A 17,128-nucleotide genomic window follows, 5' to 3' on the forward strand; every position below is an offset into this window, starting at 1 on the left:
AGACATATAGATTTTTAAAAAATATTAACTCTCCAGATTAATATAAAGATTATTTGTCTTAATTTCTTTATACAAAAAAATCACGTGTTTTTACGCATAGATGAATCCCCTAATCTTATTAGTTTTATACTACTTAAAACCTTTATAAGATGATAAAATCCAAAATATGTGTTGTTTTAGCATTACTAGTCGTTATTATTACTTTTAATAGCTGTGATAAACGTACCAAAGAAAAGCCAATTACTTTAGAAAATGTTGAAGCTGTAAAAGATTCTGTACTATTCAGTTTTTCTTTTGTAGGTTGTAATAGAGTCCAATACGGAGATTGGCATAACGATAGTGCTACCAATGCTTCTACCGCTAATCTTTCGGTATTAAAAAGGATATTTGAAGATGTGACCAGTCTGGAACAAAAACCCTCTTTGTTTTTCTTTTTAGGCGATTTAGTACTTGCAGAATCAGATACGATCAATTTAGATGCACAATTAAAGGCTTGGGTAAAATTATATGAAGACAAAGCCTTTAGTACCATTAGTGGTTCTGGAATAGAGCTTGTTGCTGTTCCTGGAAATCATGAAATGTTATTTTATAATACCAATGATGATAAAGAATACCCTCTAGCGGGTTCTACTCCTGTTTGGATGAAATACATGAAACCATATATGCCAGCTGATCGGAACCATATCACGGGGAAGGATAGTTTAGTGAATCAGATGACTTTTTCTTTTGCTCGTAATAATGTAGGTTTTGTAGTAATGAATACAGATACTTATAATCCACCAACTAAGGAAAATCCTTATGGATTTGAAGGCCTAATACCTATACAATGGATTGTTGAACAAATTAAGCAATACAAAAAGAATCCAGATATAGACCATATTTTTGTTTTAGGGCATAAGCCTTATTATGTGGACGGTAAACCAGAAACCGGACATAAGGGGTTTCCTGAAGGTCCAGCGCTTTGGTCGGAACTTCACAAAAATGAAGTTGTAGCTATGCTATCTGCTCATGTTCATGATTACCAGCGTATGCAACCAAACGGCGCAGGTACTTATCAGATCATTGCAGGAAATGGTGGAAGCAAAGGACCAGCTGCCTTTTTTGGTTATAGTACGATTCATATTATGAGTAATGGAGAAGTACAATTTTTTTCTAGAGGTTTTGATAAAGGGAGTCCTTACTATCAGAATGTACCAGCTAATACTATGAAAGTACAAGATAGTACTATGTTAACTTGGTCTAAGAATGCTAATCCTTATAAATCAAATTAATCGTTCAGATTCCAATCATATTCTAAATACTTAACCTCTAACGAATCACTAACTTTTATCGCAGCGTATTGATTAATAAAAGGAATAACACCTTTCTTAAAATCAACAGCATACCATTCAAATATTTTACTGATTTCTATACTATTTTCAGTAATCTTATTTTTGGTTGGGTCATTGATCCAGGTTTTAGATAACTTGTTTAATTGACTATTAAGCTTAGTAGAAGTAAAGGCTTCATTTAACAACTTAGGACACGATACTGCTGCACAATTAAAAGCAACGTGTAATCTTGGTTCATTAAAATTAGGACGAACAATCGTATTTTCTATTTCATTTAAGGAGTATATCTTACTCCCAGACTTTATAAATTTCTTATCCCATGGTTTTCCGTGATTAATATTCTTGATACTTTTTAAGGGATATGCACTCGCAACTAATTGGATTGTCGAAGCATTATACAAGTTAAACCAATATGCTAATTTTTCATTTTTATTCCAGTCCTTTTTTGGGGCAGTATTCTGGAGATGTAATAAATAATTTTCTATTTTGGAAATGTTAGCTTTAAAACCGGTGTAGTTTACTTTTCCAGATGCAGAAACATATTTTTTAGATAATAGATTCCAATCAGAATGATCTGGTCTGATTTTTTCTATTTCTTTTGCCTCAATATTTTCCTTAACAGGATCTTTTATAGGAGTTATTTTCTCATCGCTATTTTCAGTAACTTTAATTACCTCTTGTATCTCATTTACTTCATTGATACCCACAACAGAATCTTTGATCTCTTGATTTTTAATTTCCTTACCGTTAATGCTAGTATCTTTTACTTCTAGTTTGGGAATAGGAGTTTCTAGGATTACTGTATTCTTAGTAGCAGTATTCGTTTTCTTATCCGTTACACATCCACTTATTACAATGAAAACTAATAAGGCATAAATTTTTTGCATAATGATTATTTCATACTATTTTAAAAATAGTTGTTCGATTTTAAAGTTAATACTAACTTTTTGAAATTTTGAAAATTCACAAATTATTTACTGTAAGTTCTTTGTGATTTAAGATTAATACGCATATAATCAGTTGTTTAGTTAGGTTTTTAATTCTTGTGGTGATTTAAAGAAGAAAATTTTTATCTTTAGAATGAATTTTTTGTAATTGGAAAACGAAAAAAAAATACAGAATAGCTTTTTCATTAAGAATCTAAATGAAGGCAATGAAGATTCTTTCAAGATTCTTTTTGAGCTTTACTATACCAAATTATTAAATATAACCAAAGGATATATTTCTAATATAGAAGACGCCGAAGAAATAGTACAAGATGTATTTTTGAAAACTTGGAATAAAAGAAAAGATATCAACAGCAATGTAAATGGTTATTTATTTAAAATGACAAAAAATCTTTGTTTAGATTACTTAAGATCAAAAAAATATAAATTAAATAGTTCTAATAAAATACTACAATTAGAATCATATATTAATCACGAAGCTCTTAGTGATGTAGATGCTTCTTCCTTAATAGAGAAGGAATTAGCCGAAAAAATTCAAGTTGCAATTCAGTTACTTCCAGAGAAATGCAAAAATGTTTTCATTAAAAGTAGGGTCGAGGGTAAAAAAAACAGAGAAATATCAGATGAACTTGATATTTCATTAAAAACTGTAGAAAATCACATGTCTAAGGCAATTAGACATATGAGAGTTCATCTTAAAGAATTTTTATCTTTTTTCTAATTTTTATAATAATTCACTAGGGGTACTTTCTTTTTTATACGTCTTTATAAGTATAAGGCGATAATTAATGAAAGAAAACGAACTTATAAAATTTATAAAAGGAGAGACTCATCCTGAAGATAGAATGTCTATACTAAAGTGGATTAAAGAGAGTACTGCCAACCAGAAAAAATATAATAAACTTAAAGCTCAATATATATCGACCACTTTAAATAATGAAGAGGGTATAAATAAAAATCTAGCTTACCAGAAATTTTATATTAGAAAAAATAAAAGAAGGATAAAGTATAAATATGTTGCAGTAGCGGCTTCTTTTCTGGTTTTGTGTATAGCGGGATATACCTTTAGAGCATCTTTAACTAATAACTTAATTGTATCCACCGTGGATTTTTTTAGTAGTGATATAAAGAGTATTGCAACGCTCTCTGGAGATCAAAAAACAATAAATTTACCTGATGGTTCTAAGGTTATTTTAAATGCAGAAAGCTATCTGACATATCCTAAAAAATTTAAAGATAATATTAGAAAGGTAACCTTAATTGGAGAAGCTTTTTTCGACGTTAAAAGGAATACAACAAAACCATTTATTGTCGAAACAGAAAATATAAAAATAAAAGTTTTAGGTACTTCTTTTAACATAAAGTCATATCCCGATGAAGAAAAAGTAGAAACTACTTTAGTTACAGGAAAAGTTGAGGTTTTGAAACAAGAATATACCACTCCTGTAGTATTAGAACCTTCTCAAAGAGCCGTGTATGACAAGCTAAAAAGTAGTATAAAGGTGGATAGTGTGAATTCTAAAAATATAATAGCCTGGAAACAAGGTAAGTTAGTTTTTAATCAAACTCCTTTAAAACAGGTAGTCTTAGATTTGAGTAGAAAATACAATAAAGAGTTTTTAATAAGATCAGATAATCTATTGCAATATAAATATACGGGAGAATTCGATAACCTTACTTTAGAAGAAGTATTAGAAATTCTTAAGATCTCATCTTCAATTAGTTATAAACAAATAAATAATAAAATCATGTTAGAATTACAATAGTAGAAAATATGATTAAAAAAGAGGATGCGGCAACATCCTCTTTCAAGATCATTTAATTAGTCTCACAAAATTTGAATAATTAAAATCAAACAAAATTATGAAAAAAAATCTATCCGGTAGTTTCCTATCCGGGAAAGACCTTATAAGAATTATGAAAATCTATTCGCTCTTGCTATGTATTGCTATTTCGAAGATGTTTTCATTCAGTTCTTATTCTCAAAATATTTCTATTTCTGTAAATGAGGTCAAATTAAAAATGGCACTTGACGAAATAGAATTTAAAAGTGAGTTCAACTTCTTTTATAATAACAGTTTAATCGATGTTTCTAAAAAAGTGTCGGTTACAGTAGCAAATGAGAAAATCAGGACTGTGTTGAAAAAACTGTTTCGTGGAACTGATATTGATTTTAAAATCTATAAAAAAAGTATCGTATTATTTCCTAAAAACTCAAAAGCATCTATTCTAGAAATTAGAAAACTCTTAGATAATTTAGAAGAAACTTATGAAAAAGAAAAGACACGAAAATCCAATCGTATAAGATCTCCAATTATACAACAATCTTCAATAATAGGAACAGTTATCTCAGAAGATAATCAGCCATTACCAGGAGTAAATATAATTGTAAAAGGCACAAACAAAGGAGCACTTACAGATTTTGATGGTAAATATCAAGTAGCTGCAAATACAGGAGATGTATTGGTTTTTTCTTATGTTGGCTTTCAAACGCAAGAAATTAGAGTAGATTCTTCTAAGACAATAGATGTAACTATGATAGAAGATGTTAATAGTTTAGAAGAGATTGTAGTTACTGCACAGGGGATTAAAAAGTCAAGGAAAGCTTTGGGTTTTGCAATTGCTCAAATCGATACAGAAGAAACTGATAGTAGACCAGAAGTTGATATTTCTAGAACTTTACAGGGGAAAATATCGGGTGTTCAAATAACACCCAGTAGCGGAAGTAGCGGAGCATCAACAGAGATAACTATACGAGGAAGCTTATCATTGACGCAAGGAAATAATGCTTTGATAGTTATTGATAATGTTCCTTTTTCAGGAAATTTATTAGACATAGATCCTAATTCAATCAAAGGTATAACCGTTTTAAAAGGATTAAATGCTGCAGTGCTATATGGAAGTCAAGGTCGTAATGGTGTCGTGATTATAGAAACCAAATCAGGAAGCGCATCCATAGGAGAAAAAAGCTTTAAAGCTACGGTTGTTCAAACCACATATACCAATATGGTTGCTAATTTACCTGATTTCCAAAACACGTATGGTGTAGGTAATAATTTAGTTACTGATGCGGGAACTATAGGTAATGTAGGTAGTAATGGAGCACGTTTTACAGATATTGATTTCGTACCGCATCCACTTTCAGGAAACCCAAGTTTCCCCGAATTTGCAAATCAAGAAGTACCCTATGTAGCCGCTCGTAATAATGTAAATGATTTCTTTAGAACTGGTATTGGTCAAATAACCTCTTTAAATCTGGATGCTACTGGTGAGAATACTTCTTTAAATTTTTCTATGGGATATACATCAGAAGAAGGTATTTTAGGTAATAATGAATTCAAAAGGTTTAACATTAGTATTGGAGGCACTTCACAATTAACAGATAGATTAAGATTATCAACTTCTATATCATATAGTACAAGAGTACGAGATTCATATACATCTGAAGATTCTGATGATGCAGCACAGCAAGATATTCTGGAAAGTTTATATGTTATTCCTAGAAGTTTAGATATACAAAATTTACCATTTCAAGATCCTATTACAGGAGCCAACGTGTATTATAGAAGCGATCGCCTAAACCCATTATGGACACTTAATAATACAGGTAGAGAAAGGGTTGTACAAAGAATAAACACAACAATTAACTTAAGCTATAAACTTAATAAAAATCATAATTTAAAATATAGAGGAGGGTTTCAATTTGAATCAGCAGATACTAATGATTTTAGAAATAGAGGTGGATTAGGAGCTGTAGCTACTTTAGGCGAATTAGAATATACTGCAAATACAGAATTTGATGTGGATAATACATTGATTTTCGAATCAAATTATAAATTATCTGATAATATTGGCTTTGACTCTCAGATCGGAATTAATTCTAGATACGAAACGTTTAGATCTTTAGATTCTGATTATACCGATCAAATTGTCTTTGGGGTTTTACGACCTAATAATTTTCGAACACCTGGACAAGGGGATTATGATGAAATCAAAGAAAATCTTTTAGGTGTATTTGGTCAGTTTCAATTTGATTACAACAGTTACTTATATCTTGGTTTATCAGGTAGATTAGATCAAGGATCCACTGTAGAAAAGGATAATCAAAATTTATTTTATCCGGGTGTTTCGATATCATTTATTCCAACCTCCGCATTTAATATGAAGAGTGGTTTTGTTAATTATCTAAAATTAAGAGGAGCATATGCGACATCTGCAGGTTTTCCTGAACCATTCAATACTAGAAATAGTTTATCGTCTGATCCAAGGGAATTTAGTGATTTTGATAATGATTTGATTGTAACCAATTCTTTCTTTGGAACTTTAGCAAATCCTGACCTGAAACCAGAGCTACACAAAGAATTTGAAATAGGAGTAGAAGGTAATTTTTTCAGGAATACTGTAAGTTTACAAGCCTCAGTATTTTCTAGAGTTTCTGAAAATCAAATTTTTGAAACCAATATAGCACCTGGCACTGGTTTTGACAGCACTTTCATTAATGCAGGTAGATTAGATACAGAAGGCTTAGAAATTGATCTAGGTGTTCAATTTTTTAAGAATTCTAATTTTAAATGGAATATTAGAAATATTTTTACCACTTTTAAAACTACCGTTGTAGAGCTAGCAAACGGAGCTAATCGATTAGAGGGAGAAGATGGAAATTTAGATCTTATTATTGGAGAAGAATTAGGTTCTTTTTTAGGTAGTTATGTTGTTCGAGATTCAGACGGAAATGCACTCATAAACCCAGCGACAGGAATCATAATAGCAAGTGATGACGTAGGCTTACAAGATGAAGTGATAGGAAATGTAACTCCAGATTTTAGAGCAACATCAATTCATACGTTTAGTTACAAAAATTTTGTTTTATCTACTCAATTTGAGTACACTCATGGAGGAGAACGTAGAGAAGCATTTCTTGAAACCTTACTAGAAAGAGGAGTTACTACAGATACTAGAAATAGAGAAGGTAGTTTTGTAATTCCAGGAGTTTTAGGGGATATATCTTCAGGGTCAGGAGAACCATTACTAGATGTTAATGGAAATACGATACCCAACACAATACAAGTTACAGGGAATAATGCAGTGTTTAATAACTTTTATGATCCTAATGAGAATGCTGTATTCGATGCTTCAGTATTTAGGATTAGAGAAGTAGCTTTATCTTATAAGCTAGATAAAAAAGCTATTCAAAACCTTCCTTTTGATAGTATGGATTTCAGATTAAGTGGTAGAAATTTATTTTTCTATGCCCCAGGATTTCCTAGTGGTCTCAATTTCGATCCAGAAACTAGAGGTTTTACAACTCCTACTACAAAAAGATATTCTTTCTCAGTAGGCATTAATTTTTAATGATAAAACATAACATGATGAAAAACATAATATACGGATTGTGCTTTGTACTATTAGCATCTTGTGAATTAGGCGATTTTGGAGAAAATCTTCAGGAAAATCCAAACCTATTAACACCAGATCAAGCAGATCCAAATTTTATTTTAAATAATGTCCAAAAAGAAACTGCAGATTTATTACAAGACCTGAATAGGACCACGGATGAAGTAATGAGGTATACAGTGCTTAATGAAACCTATGGTGATGTAGCAAGCGATAATTCTTTAAACGGTGAATACACTAATTATTATGCATTTTTACAGGATGCAACAATTATTGAAAATTTAGCAGCCAATGATGATGATTTATTATTTCATAGAGGAATGTATAACATTTTAGCTTCGTACGCTACTGTAACCATGGTAGATTATCTTGGCGATATCCCATTCTCTGAAGCAATACGAACTGATGAACTTGTTTTGAATCCAGCTGTTGATGACGATCAATCAATCTATAATGCTGTTTTAGACCGGTTGGATAACGCAATTGTCGACATACAGAATGCAACTGTTTTACCACTAAATGATTTGTTCTATGGAACTATATCAAATATCGAAGATCGAAAACGAGCTTGGATACGTTTATCAAAATCGTTACAATTCAAAATGTTGGTAAATATTGGTGATATCGATAAAATAAATTTGTTGTTAGCAGAGGATGATTTTATTAACCCATCAGAAGATTTTCAATTTCAATATGGAACTAATCAAGTAGATCCTAATAGTCGACATCCAGATTTTAATGCAGGATATACTCCAGGAGGGTTTGATCAATTTTTAGGAAATTCATTTCTTAATCTATTATTAAATGACAAAACCATTTCGGACCCTAGAATCAGATACTATGTATATCGACAAAACGGTGCTAATCCTTCCGATACTTTGTTAGGATGCGTAGGAGAAGCGAATTTTGATTTTTGTTTTTTAGGAAATGCCTATTATGGAAGAGATCATGGGGATACAAGATCTAGAGGAGCGGATGCTATCTTTAGAGCTACATATGGATTGTATCCTGTAGGAGGTGCGTTTGATGAAGATAATCCAAGTGCACCAAACTTTGCCATAGATACTCAGAATCAGTCTGGAGCCGGAATCTTACCAATATTACTTTCCTCATTTGTGGATTTCTTAAGAGCAGAAGCAGCAATAAGTTTAGGAACTAATGATGATGCAGCTGTATTACTAGAATCGGGAATTAGAAAATCCATGAATAAAGTTCTAAATTTTTCGGGGGGAATTGCTACAAGTTCGCCTTTCGCGTCTAACCAAAGTAATGTAGATGATTATGTGACTGAGGTAATGAGCGAATTCGCTGCGGCAGACGATAATCGCAAATTAGATATCATATTAACTGAATACTATTTAGCTTCCTATGGAAACTCTACAGAATCCTATAATGGATACAGAAGAACAGGTTTTCCATCGGTTTTTAGCGCTCCTGTTTTTGATGCTAATTCACCATTTCCAAGATTATTTTCTTATCCCAGTGATGCAGTAATTAATAATACTCAGATAAATCAAAGACCTATTATTAATCAGGTGTTTTGGGATACAAACCCTGCAGGTTTTATTAACTAATAATTTAAAAATATTATGAAATATATATATATACTTCTGTTGATCCTAGTTATCTCTTGTGACGATACTACGGATGTTTTGGAGGATAATTTTATAAGAGGAGGATTGGTTGTATGGGAAGAAATACCAGAATCATTCAGATTAAATCTTTTAGAGTTTGAAACTATTGAATTTACTGAGGGAGTAGAAGACCCTAATGCTAATATTATTTCTTACGATTTAAGTATGAGTTATGGAGATATAACGGTTGACAAGTTTATAACAATCACTTCTTTTCCGAATACTTTAAGCTTTTCAGGAATTGACATATTAAATGCATTAAATTTAACAAGAGAAGAACTTGATATTGCAATTCCGCTAAGGTTTGTAGCAACAATTACCACTACCAATGGAGTTTTTAATGGAGCTCCAACAGTTTTCAATAGTGACGACAACACTAATGAAGGAGGAGATTCAGGACCAGAATTGTTTGATAATTCTGCTTTTAACCAAGCTATCTTTTTTAATTTATCTCTGTTTATACCACCTCCACAGAAATTAAGAGGTACTTCTTTTGAAGAACCATTTGGTACGGATGATCGCTATACGAGAGACGATGCCGTAGCTGTAGGAGAATTGATAAATAATCCGGGTGAAAGGCATGTAATGCATACTGCAACTGGTGCGGGTGTAGACGATGAAATTGGTTTTAGATCTTTTTTCTCTAATCCTAATACCACAGTAAGCAGTCCAGGATTTACATCCGAACAAATCGGCGTAAGTAATGATGGAGGACCAACCGGAGGTTCGTTTTTGGATGGAAATCAAGCATATCAAATAGAAGATACCGATGGAACCGTTAGAATAGAGTTTGATAGAGTGCCAATTGATGTAACTCAGAACCTTACAACAGGTATTCAAATTCAATATTTTCCTATTGGAGGTAATAATCGAGAAGATGATGATTTTCTCCGTATTACAGCTCTTATAGAAAGACCAGATGGAAGTTCAGAAACTTTAGTATTATTAGATGTAGATGGTTTATTTATAAATAATGGATTGGATAGATGGAATTTAATAGACTCTGGTTTTCTTACTAATATTTCGGCGTATACACTAACTATTGAAGTAGCCGTAGATGGAGGTTCCGAAGACATCTATTTTGATCAAATGCTGGTGTATATACCGGGATAGAACTTTTTGATTAATAGTACGAATACTTAAATTAAAAAAAATGAGAAAACAATTTATATTTTCAAAAATATCATCCATATTGATTTTGATAACGATGATGCTATCGTTAGCAATAATTTCTTGTGATGATGATTTTAGAATTATTCCAGAACCGCAAGAAAATCAGGTTATTAATAGTATTGAACCATCATTCGGTGATATAGGATCTACAGTAACTATCATAGGTGTTAACTTTAGTCCGGTCCCATCAAATAATAGGGTAAGCTTTAATGGTATACGTGCCTCTGTTTCATCAGCGACTAAAACAGAATTAATAGTTACCGTCCCAGAAGGAGCAATTACAGGTCCAATTTCTGTAGGAAAGATAATAGATGTGGAGGGCCCTGTTTTTAGTATTGTAGACGCACCACAAATAACTGAAGTTAGTGTAATCGGTGCAGCAGTTGGTGAAACTGTAATCATACGTGGGGAAAATTTTGGAGAAACTATTTCGGATAATATTGTTGCGTTTAATGGGACAGTTTCAGAAATTGTATCTATCTCTAATAATGAAATAATAGTTATCGTTCCAGAAGGAGCAACAACTGGGCCATTAACTGTAGAAGTTATGGGATTGATAGGCATGATTGAAGTATTCAATATAGCCCCAGAAATTATTTCTTTTAATCCAGAAAGAGGAATTGCTAATGACGAGATTACTATTCTTGGAACAAATTTTAATACAGATCCTAATATTAATAATGTAAGTTTTAATGGAGTATTAGCTACTGTAATATCTGCAACTACAACAGAACTGATCGTTAGTGTACCTCTAGATGCAAGTACTGGTAAGATAGCAGTAGAAATTGAGAATTTATTAGCTACAAGCGAAAATGATTTTATAACAGTACCATCAATCGAAGCATTTACTCCAGAGGTTGGAACTCCAGGAATTGAAGTAATTATATCGGGAGCTAATTTTAGTACAACTCCAGAAGATAATATTGTTAGTTTCAATGGTGTATCCGCAGTTGTAACACAAAGTACAGCTACCAGCATAACAACATCAGTACCGGATGGATCTGAGACTGGACTTATTATGGTAGAAGTTAACGGTCAAATAGCTATCAGTACAAATGACTTTATAGTTGATAATAGTGTAGTGACTATAGCGATCCCTATTAATGATATTAATGATGATGTTGAGGAAGCCGAAGATGGACGAATGTTATTAGATAGTGGAGATCTAGAACTGGGAGAGTTTGATACGTTTAGTACTCCTGATGTCGGCTTACAGAAAATAGGTCTGCGTTTTAATAATATAGTTATTCCAATGGGAGTAATAATACAAGAAGCTAAAATTGTATTTGTAGCAGATCAAACAGAAGGTGCTAATCCAACAGAAATGACCATTTTTGGTGAGAACATCGGTAACGCATCTCCTTATACAGAAGATATAGGAAATCTATCCGCTAGATCATTAACTACAGCTAATTCCGTATGGAATATTCCAGAATGGGTAGGAACGGAAACACCTATTGCTGATAGAACAACTGTAGATATTTCTGCAATTATAAATGAAATTATTACACGCGGAGATTGGGCTAATGGTAATAGTATGAATTTTATTTTTCAAGCATCTGGAGTATCTGCAGGAGCTACTGAAAATAATGTTGGACGTGAAGCAGAAACTTATGACATTGACAATCCACAGGAAGGAGCACAATTGATAATTACATATATGACCAACTAATATTGTATAAAGACTCAGTACCTGTTTTAAAGAATATTGAGCCTTTTATCTTTTGATAAAAAATTATTATAACATCAAAATTAAGTTTTGATGTGAATTTAAAACAAAAATATAATGATAAAATTTAAATATAATAGTATGATGATACTACTACTGCTGTTAATTAGTTGTAGTAGTGATGATAGTAATAATGCTGTTATTGAAGAGGGTGGAAATGCTTTTTTTAATTTTGAAACTATTGAAATAGATCGTTCTTCTTCTCAGCCTATAGTAGTAGAGCTGCGGTATCAAGGCCCTAAAAGAAATCAAGACATAATGATACCTTATACAGTTAGTTTTCCTAGTGAAAATGCTGCTATAGAAGGAGAAGATTTTTTATTACCACAATCTGATTTTTTGACAATTAAAAGGGGGACTGCAATTGCTCGTGTAAATTTACTACAGAGAGTAATTAATAATCAAGATGCATTACAAAATAGATTTGTAATGTTTAATTTACAACCTACGGAGGGTCTTACTATAGGTGATGCCTCTAATATGAGGAGTTCGATTACGATTAGTTTAAATCCGGCTGTAACACCAGTAGAAATTGATCCTAATGACCCTTTAGATTTTATTGGAGATAAAAAATTTTCAATCACAGTAGAGAATACTTCTCTAAAAATACCCTATTTCTCAGATAGTGAAGATATAACAGACACTAGTGATGAAAATATAAAAAGAGCTATAATCGCTTTACATGGTTCAGGAAGAAATGCAAGAGGGCAATATGAAAATATTTTGGAAGCTGCTAGATTAGAAAGCGACCAATTAGATTCATTTTTAATAATTGCACCTCAATTTTTAGAAGAGGAAGATATTAATAACTTCGCATTAGACGAAGAACATTTATACTGGAGTTCTATAGGATGGCGAATAGGATTTACTTCAAGGGACGAAGATACAAATCCTAGACCTGAGCGAGCATCATCTTATACCGTTATGGATGCTATTTTAGAAAATATCTCAGAATATCCTAATCTAGAAACTATTGTATTGACAGGACATTCTGCAGGAGCGCAATTCGTTAATAGATATTCTGCAAGTTCTCCGTATCCCGATGAATTGATTGCTCAAGGGATTGATATTCAGTTTGTCACAAATAACCCAGGATCTTATGTATATATGGATGATAAAAGAAAAGTTCTTGGTACAGAGAGTATTTATGCAGTTCCTACTAGTAATTGTCCTGAATATAATGAATATAGATATGGTCTTGATGATTTACCATCTTATTTAAGAAATATTGGAGGAGAAGATGTAATACGGGATAGACTCGCACAACGAAAGGTAACCTATTTAATTGGTCAAAATGATAATGATCCTAACTTTGAAGGGTTCGATGATTCTTGTAATGCAGTATTACAAGGTAGGGATAGATTCGAAAGAGCGATCAATTATTTTGGTCACCTAATTGATTTCTATGGCACTGTAATAGAACAAAACCAGAAAATAGAAATTGTTCCTGGCGTTGGTCATTCGAGTAACGGGATGTATACTTCAGAAGTAGGTAGAAGAAACATTTTTAGGAATTAGATTAAATACTTTTTTTAAATAGTATGCATATTTATTTAGAGTTAGCCTTTGTATTCTATAAATGAGCCTGTATTGCACTCGATATATCAATCGGGCTCATTTTCTATTGTCAATAAATTATATTATTTCTTGTATTCTTATTTCAAAAGCTAAGATTTCAACAAGTTGAAAGTTAATAGTTTCAACAATTGAAACAGTTACTAATAGATGGGGTGGTTATTTAGAAATTTATAATACAACCAATAATAAAAAGTATGTTTTTAATGTGAAATAAGTGGAAATAGAAGCTGTTATGTCAAAAAATAAAATGTATAAGATTACTAAGGATAACTCTGATTATTTAGTAATAGGAAGTTAAGCAAATAAAAATTAAATCCTTTCATAAAATAATAATTGTACACAAATGATAATGAAATACTTAATAAATTCGATAGCAGTAGTTATAACTTTTCACATAAGCGTTCATGCTCAAAATGAGAATATTCCTTTAAAACAATACGTAAAAGAAGCTGATAAGTTAAGTAAGAATAAATCGGTTCAGTTGGCGATGGATGCGATTGATGATTTTGAAGAACAAACCATAGCAGATATGATTTTGCTTACCGAAATTCCTGCACCACCATTTAAAGAAACGAAAAGGGCAAAGAAGTTTAGAGAAATGCTAGAAACTATCGGTGTGGATAGTGCCTGGATAGATACAGAGGGAAATGTGCTAGCATTACGTAAAGGGAAAAAAGGAAATAAAACTATCGTTTTGGATGCTCATATGGATACTGTTTTTCAGGAAGAAACTAATGTAACTGTAAAAAGAGAAGGGAATACTTATGTAGCCCCGGGAATAGGAGATAATACAAGAGGGATGGCAATGGTTCTTACAGTGTTAAAAGCAATGAATAAAGCAGAAGTAGAAACACAAGAAAATGTCGTTTTTGTAGGAACAGTCGGGGAAGAAGGATTAGGTGATCTTAGAGGTGTAAAGCATTTATTTAGTGATGCTTCGGATATTAAAATTGGTTCCTGGATATCAATTGATGGAGGTAGTAGTGGCAGGATTATTAATGGTGCATTAGGGTCAAAAAGATATAAAGCTGTTTTCAAAGGTAAAGGAGGACACTCTTGGGGATCATTTGGCTTAGCTAATCCACATCATGCAATGGGTGAAGCAATATCTTTGTTTGTTAAAGAAGCAACAAAATATACAGATAAAGATGGACTAAAGACATCTTTCAATATAGGAAGAATAGGAGGAGGAACCTCAGTAAATTCAGTGCCTTTTGAATCTTGGATGGAAGTAGATATGCGTTCACTAGACCCAAAACGTTTAATAAAAATAGATACTATTTTTAAAATTAGCATGCGAGAAGCAGTAAGATCTTATAACGCTTCAGGAGTTAAGGATAAAATATCAATGGATTTGGTACCAATTGGAGATCGTCCATCAGGTCAATTGCCAATTCATACTTCCTTAATTCAAAGAGCACTTGCTGCTAGTACTTTCTTAGGAATAAAACCAAAATTAAAAACAGGTTCAACTAATAGTAACATTCCAATCGCTAAAGGTATTCCGGCTACTACCTTAAGTAGAGGAGGAAAAGGTAGAGACGCTCATTCTTTATCAGAAAAATGGACCAATATAGATGGTGCTAAAAACATAAAGTTAGTGTTAATGGTAACGTTAATGGAAGCCGGTATCTACAAATAAGGTCAATATGAAGGGTATTTGCCCTTCATATTTTTTGATTTACACGAATAGTGTTTTCTTTATTTAGTGTCAACTAATTTTTTAATTCGCAATTCATATTTATACTTAATTTATTTAACTTATTCCAGACAGCATGATCAATTTGTTGCGGCGAGATTCTAAAAACAACCATATGCTTATCCTTGTTTTTACAAGGTGTATATGTAGCTATAATATTTAGATTTACTTCTTTTTTAGTGGTAAATGGATCATAGGTTAATACCTTACCAGCATAGGATTTATTATCAATCTGTTCGAAAAAAGCTTTGGCTTTTGGAATATTATCTAAAGATGGAGAATTTGGTTCAGAAACTGCTTGTACTAAACCGTTAAAATAGATTTCTAATTCTGATTCTAAAGTGCTAGTTGATAATTTTGGGTCTTCATCAAGATACCAAAGAAAAGCATAAGAAAAATACTCCTTAGAATCTTGTTTACCCCATCCTGGAGCAAATCGAACATATTCAGTACCTTTATAGCTTAAAGATGGCGCGAAGGATAACGGAAATTTTATCGTTTCTTTTCTCCAATTATCAGGAGCGGATAAGAGATTGATTGATGGATCTTCTTTTTTGCATTGTATACATACCAGTAAGATGATAATAAAAAATGGTATGGTTTTTGAAAAAGTCATATTGAAATAATTATTTTAAGCATTAAAAATACTAATTGTAAAACTATTTATTGTTTTTTATAAATTTGTGAAAGGAAAGAAGGAAAATTAAGAATACAAAAATTTAAAAATGAAATTATATAAGTTTAAAACATTATTACTCTTTATTTTTTGCATTCAGATTTCAATTGCTCAATCATTAGATGATCAAACTGAGGCTGAGATAATTAATATACAGAAAGAGATTGTTGGTAAACTTACCGGACACATCCCAATTAAGGGAAAAAAAAAGCTATCAAGTCGCGCCAGTAAGTCTGAACGTAAAACCACAGCAGATTACTTATTTAATTCCCTTAAAGAAATGGGTCTTAAACCTAAACGTAATACGTACAACGTACAGGACAAAAAAGGAAATCAATATAGTGGAGCGAATGTTTATGCAGAGATTCCTGCAACTAACGGAAGTGATGAGTTTATCGTGTTAGGTGCTCATTACGATACAGCTGAAGGTAGTCCTGGAGCGGTTCATAATGCAACCGGAATGGCCTTAACTATTTATGTTGCTGAGAAATTAACCAAATTAGCGAATAGAAGTATTAATTTTATGATTGTGTTTTTTGATCAACAAGAAACTAATATGATTGGTTGTAGAATGTTTGTTAAAAAATTACAGGATGATAAATATAATATAAACTCTATGCATAGAGTGGATTATGTAGGATGGGATAATGATGAAGATAGAGCTATAGAGTTATTAGCTTCTAATATTAGTTTAGAATCTGCATACCGATTAGAATCAGGTGTTCCAGTGTTTAAAAGAAGAGTTTCAACTCCGGAAACGAGGGTTTTCTCTACATTAGGATATGAAACCATCACCATTACAGCAGAATTAATGAATGGAGATAATTCACCATATGTTCATCAGGCCGCTGATAAGTATACAACAGTAAATTTTAAATATCTAGCCTCTACTTCAGATATTGTTTATAAAGTGATGAAATCTCTTTCTAAATAAAATAGTATAAATACATTTTTTAAAGGAGTTCTT

At 32.0% G+C, this 17,128-nt stretch carries 12 protein-coding genes; 10 read left to right on the forward strand and 2 right to left on the reverse strand.

Features of this window, described 5'->3' with window-relative positions; genetic code table 11:
• The first annotated feature begins 149 nt into the window (after positions 1-149).
• Positions 150-1,271, forward strand: a complete 1,122-nt coding sequence (locus D1818_RS01290) for a metallophosphoesterase (RefSeq protein WP_118455621.1) — start codon at positions 150-152, stop codon at positions 1,269-1,271.
• On the opposite strand, the gene D1818_RS01295 is transcribed toward D1818_RS01290, so the two are convergent.
• The gene (locus D1818_RS01295; RefSeq protein ID WP_118455623.1) at positions 1,268-2,218 is read right to left on the reverse strand and encodes a DUF547 domain-containing protein; all 951 of its coding nucleotides are present in this window, start codon (positions 2,216-2,218) and stop codon (positions 1,268-1,270) included. The two genes, D1818_RS01290 and D1818_RS01295, sit on opposite strands and share 4 nt — an antisense overlap.
• 208 nt (positions 2,219-2,426) lie before the next feature.
• On the opposite strand from D1818_RS01295, the gene D1818_RS01300 reads away from it, so the two are divergent.
• From D1818_RS01300 to D1818_RS01335, 8 genes are all read left to right on the forward strand, one after another.
• Positions 2,427-2,999: an RNA polymerase sigma-70 factor gene (locus D1818_RS01300; RefSeq protein ID WP_118455625.1), complete on the forward strand. Its 573-nt coding sequence runs from the start codon at positions 2,427-2,429 to the stop codon at positions 2,997-2,999.
• Between the two features lie 67 nt (positions 3,000-3,066).
• Positions 3,067-4,044, forward strand: coding sequence for a FecR family protein (locus D1818_RS01305; RefSeq protein ID WP_118455627.1), 978 nt, complete (start codon positions 3,067-3,069; stop codon positions 4,042-4,044).
• A gap of 97 nt (positions 4,045-4,141) precedes the next feature.
• Positions 4,142-7,630, forward strand: a complete 3,489-nt coding sequence (locus D1818_RS01310; RefSeq protein WP_118455629.1) for a SusC/RagA family TonB-linked outer membrane protein — start codon at positions 4,142-4,144, stop codon at positions 7,628-7,630.
• 17 nt (positions 7,631-7,647) lie between these two features.
• Entirely contained in the window at positions 7,648-9,246 is a 1,599-nt protein-coding gene (locus D1818_RS01315) for a SusD/RagB family nutrient-binding outer membrane lipoprotein (RefSeq protein WP_158597029.1), read from the forward strand.
• A 15-nt stretch (positions 9,247-9,261) separates the two neighbouring features.
• Positions 9,262-10,419 carry a hypothetical protein gene (locus D1818_RS01320; RefSeq protein ID WP_118455634.1) on the forward strand — a complete coding sequence of 386 codons (1,158 nt, stop codon included), beginning with the start codon at positions 9,262-9,264 and terminating at the stop codon, positions 10,417-10,419.
• Between the two features lie 40 nt (positions 10,420-10,459).
• A complete protein-coding gene (locus D1818_RS01325; protein ID WP_118455636.1) occupies positions 10,460-12,151 on the forward strand; it encodes an IPT/TIG domain-containing protein in 1,692 nt (563 codons plus the stop codon).
• Positions 12,152-12,265: 114 nt separating this feature from the next.
• Positions 12,266-13,726: a hypothetical protein gene (locus D1818_RS01330; RefSeq protein ID WP_118455638.1), complete on the forward strand. Its 1,461-nt coding sequence runs from the start codon at positions 12,266-12,268 to the stop codon at positions 13,724-13,726.
• Between the two features lie 409 nt (positions 13,727-14,135).
• Positions 14,136-15,428 carry a M20/M25/M40 family metallo-hydrolase gene (locus D1818_RS01335; protein WP_118463415.1) on the forward strand — a complete coding sequence of 431 codons (1,293 nt, stop codon included), beginning with the start codon at positions 14,136-14,138 and terminating at the stop codon, positions 15,426-15,428.
• A 73-nt stretch (positions 15,429-15,501) separates the two neighbouring features.
• Here D1818_RS01335 and D1818_RS01340 read toward each other — a convergent pair whose 3' ends face one another.
• Positions 15,502-16,101 (reverse strand): hypothetical protein, encoded by a 600-nt coding sequence (locus tag D1818_RS01340; protein WP_118455640.1) that lies wholly within the window; start codon positions 16,099-16,101, stop codon positions 15,502-15,504.
• A 109-nt stretch (positions 16,102-16,210) separates the two neighbouring features.
• Here D1818_RS01340 and D1818_RS01345 point away from each other — a divergent pair, with 109 nt between their 5' ends.
• Positions 16,211-17,095, forward strand: a complete 885-nt coding sequence (locus D1818_RS01345) for a M28 family metallopeptidase (protein ID WP_118455642.1) — start codon at positions 16,211-16,213, stop codon at positions 17,093-17,095.
• Positions 17,096-17,128 lie beyond the last annotated feature (33 nt).

It is taken from the genome of Aquimarina sp. BL5 (assembly GCF_003443675.1).
GTDB lineage: Bacteria > Bacteroidota > Bacteroidia > Flavobacteriales > Flavobacteriaceae > Aquimarina.

Coding starts and splice junctions, on each gene's coding strand:
- D1818_RS01340 (WP_118455640.1), bottom strand. CDS start 16,101: ATGACTTTTTCAAAAACCATACCATTTTTTATTATCATCTTACTGGTA.
- D1818_RS01310 (WP_118455629.1), top strand. CDS start 4,142: ATGAAAAAAAATCTATCCGGTAGTTTCCTATCCGGGAAAGACCTTATA.
- D1818_RS01330 (WP_118455638.1), top strand. CDS start 12,266: ATGATAAAATTTAAATATAATAGTATGATGATACTACTACTGCTGTTA.
- D1818_RS01335 (WP_118463415.1), top strand. CDS start 14,136: ATGAAATACTTAATAAATTCGATAGCAGTAGTTATAACTTTTCACATA.
- D1818_RS01325 (WP_118455636.1), top strand. CDS start 10,460: ATGAGAAAACAATTTATATTTTCAAAAATATCATCCATATTGATTTTG.
- D1818_RS01315 (WP_158597029.1), top strand. CDS start 7,648: ATGAAAAACATAATATACGGATTGTGCTTTGTACTATTAGCATCTTGT.
- D1818_RS01305 (WP_118455627.1), top strand. CDS start 3,067: ATGAAAGAAAACGAACTTATAAAATTTATAAAAGGAGAGACTCATCCT.
- D1818_RS01290 (WP_118455621.1), top strand. CDS start 150: ATGATAAAATCCAAAATATGTGTTGTTTTAGCATTACTAGTCGTTATT.
- D1818_RS01295 (WP_118455623.1), bottom strand. CDS start 2,218: ATGCAAAAAATTTATGCCTTATTAGTTTTCATTGTAATAAGTGGATGT.
- D1818_RS01345 (WP_118455642.1), top strand. CDS start 16,211: ATGAAATTATATAAGTTTAAAACATTATTACTCTTTATTTTTTGCATT.
- D1818_RS01320 (WP_118455634.1), top strand. CDS start 9,262: ATGAAATATATATATATACTTCTGTTGATCCTAGTTATCTCTTGTGAC.